Raw genomic sequence first — 2,159 nt, 5'->3', positions numbered from 1 at the left:
TGTCAACGACGGCTGAAAACGGACCCCTTCGCGACGGCCGAAAACGGACCCCCTCTGCTGGTTGAATCTTGCTAGTCGTTGGTCTTGGTGGCCGCGGGGACGCGGCCGAGGTCGCGGTCTTTGAGTCGGTAGCTGTCGCCCTTCATCGAGATGACCTCGGCGTGGTGGACGAGGCGGTCGATCATGGCTGCGGCGACGACGTCGTCGCCGAAGACTTCTCCCCACCGGCCGAAGGGCTTGTTGCTGGTGACGATCAGGGATGCGCGTTCGTAGCGGTTGGAGACGAGTTGGAAAAACAGGTTCGCCGCTTCGGCTTCGAAGGGGATGTAGCCGACCTCGTCGACGATCAGCAGCGGGATGCGGCCGAGTTTGACCAGCTCGTCTTGCAGCTTTCCTGCGGCGTGGGCGTCGGCGAGGCGGGCCACCCACTGCGCGGCGGTGGCGAACGCGACCCGGTGTCCGGCCTGGCAGGCGCGGATCCCGAGGCCGATGGACAGGTGGGTTTTGCCGGTGCCGGGCGGGCCGAGGAACACCACGTTCTCCTTCGACGCCACGAAGTCGAGGGTGCCCAGGTGGGCGATCGTCTCCCGCTTCAACGAGCGTTGGTGGTCGAAGTCGAACTCCTCCAAGCTCTTGCGGGCCGGGAACCGGGCAGCACGAATACGGCCCTCGCCGCCGTGGGCTTCGCGGGCGGCGATCTCGCGTTGCAGGCAGGCGGCCAGGAACTCCTCGTGCGTCCATGACTCGGCCCGGGCCCGCTCGGCCAGCCGCTCGACGGAGGCGGCGAGGGACGGGGCTTTCAACGCCCGAGTCAGGAACGCGATCTCGGAGGTGACGTTGCGGCTGGTCTTGCCGGCCATCAGGCCACCTCCTCGGGGTTGAGGCCGAACACGCGGTCGTAGTCGCTCAACGTCCGGTGTTCCACCTCGGCGGCGACGGCCGGGACCGCGGCCAGGCGTCGGGCAGCGCGTAGTTGGTCGGCGGCGTCGCGGTGGGCCGGGTCGGTGATGCTCTGCCCGCCGGCCCAACACCGCTCGTGACCGGCGACGCCCCGGCCGTCGCAGAACACCTCGACACGTTCGGCGTCAGCCACGATGTCGACGCGGCGGCCGACCACTGATGGGTGCACCGAGTAGTCGTTGGCGTCCACGCGGACGTAGTGGTCGCGGGGCAGGCGGGTCGACAACCGCCACCCCGTGACCGGGGCGACCGGCGGCAGCGCGACCATGGCCGCGCGGTCAGCGTCGATGCGGTCGACGGGGCGGGCTTGCAGGGTGCGGTGCTGTCGAGTGTTGGCCCGCACCAGCCACCCATCAAGCTGCGCGTTGAAGTCCGCAGGCGAGGCGAAATGGCGGCCAGGCAGGAACGACGTCTCCAGGTAGCCGTTGGCCCGCTCGACCAGGCCCTTGGCCTCCGGGTCGGCGGGCCGGCACTGGATCACCCGGATGCCCAGGCTGCCGCGGAAGGCGTTCATCGCCTCGGTCAACTGCGGACGGCCGCCACGCCACTGCCCCACCGCGGACTCGTTGTCCCACACCAACGCCTTCGGCGCCGCACCCAACCGACTCAGCAGCTGCCAGTGCCCGGTCAGCAGATCCGGCGCCTGCCTGGTCGGGATCATCACCGCCGACAGCCACCGCGAATAGCCGCAGACCATCACCAGCACCGGCGGCCGGCCCACCTGACCGAAGCCCAACGGCACGTCCGCCGGCGGGAACCACAGATCACACTGCGCCAACTCACCCGGCAGATAGTCCGTGCGCTGCGCCGGATCCGGCGCGACGAACAACGGCCGCAACTGCCGAACCCGATCCTTGAGCACCGTCAGCGACCGCTGCCAACCGATCCTTTCTGCGATCACCGTGGCCGGCATCGTCGGCCACTGCTGCAACAACGCCCGGATCTGCGGCTCCACCGCATCCACGATCGACGGCTTCGCCGGCCGCGAATACCGCGGCGGCTCCGCCACGGCCAACGCCCGACGCACCGTGTTGCGGCCCACCCCGAGCTTGCGGGCAATCGCCTTGATCGGCATCCCCTCAGCCCGATGCAGACGACGGATCTCCGCCCAATCCTCCACGCTCAACACCCTCCCGATCCTGGAAGGGGGGTCCAGCTTCGCCCGTCGCCCGGGGGTCAGTTTTCACGCGTCGCCGACA

General features: G+C 69.4%; 2 protein-coding genes. Both read right to left on the bottom strand.

Annotation, left to right across the window (positions count from 1 at the left end; translation table 11 throughout):
- Positions 1–71 precede the first annotated feature (71 nt).
- The gene (istB, locus tag BLW47_RS24520) at positions 72–860 is read right to left on the bottom strand and encodes an IS21-like element helper ATPase IstB (RefSeq protein WP_091563186.1); all 789 of its coding nucleotides are present in this window, start codon (positions 858–860) and stop codon (positions 72–74) included.
- Positions 860–2,089 (bottom strand): IS21 family transposase, encoded by a 1,230-nt coding sequence (gene istA / locus BLW47_RS24515; RefSeq protein WP_091563182.1) that lies wholly within the window; start codon positions 2,087–2,089, stop codon positions 860–862. The genes istB and istA overlap by 1 nt, the downstream gene beginning before the upstream one ends.
- Positions 2,090–2,159: the final 70 nt, after the last annotated feature.

It is taken from the genome of Micromonospora pattaloongensis (assembly GCF_900107255.1).
Lineage (GTDB): Bacteria > Actinomycetota > Actinomycetes > Mycobacteriales > Micromonosporaceae > Micromonospora_I > Micromonospora_I pattaloongensis.
Note: the sequence above shows the minus strand (reverse complement) of the source record. Positions and strands in the feature narration are given on the sequence as shown.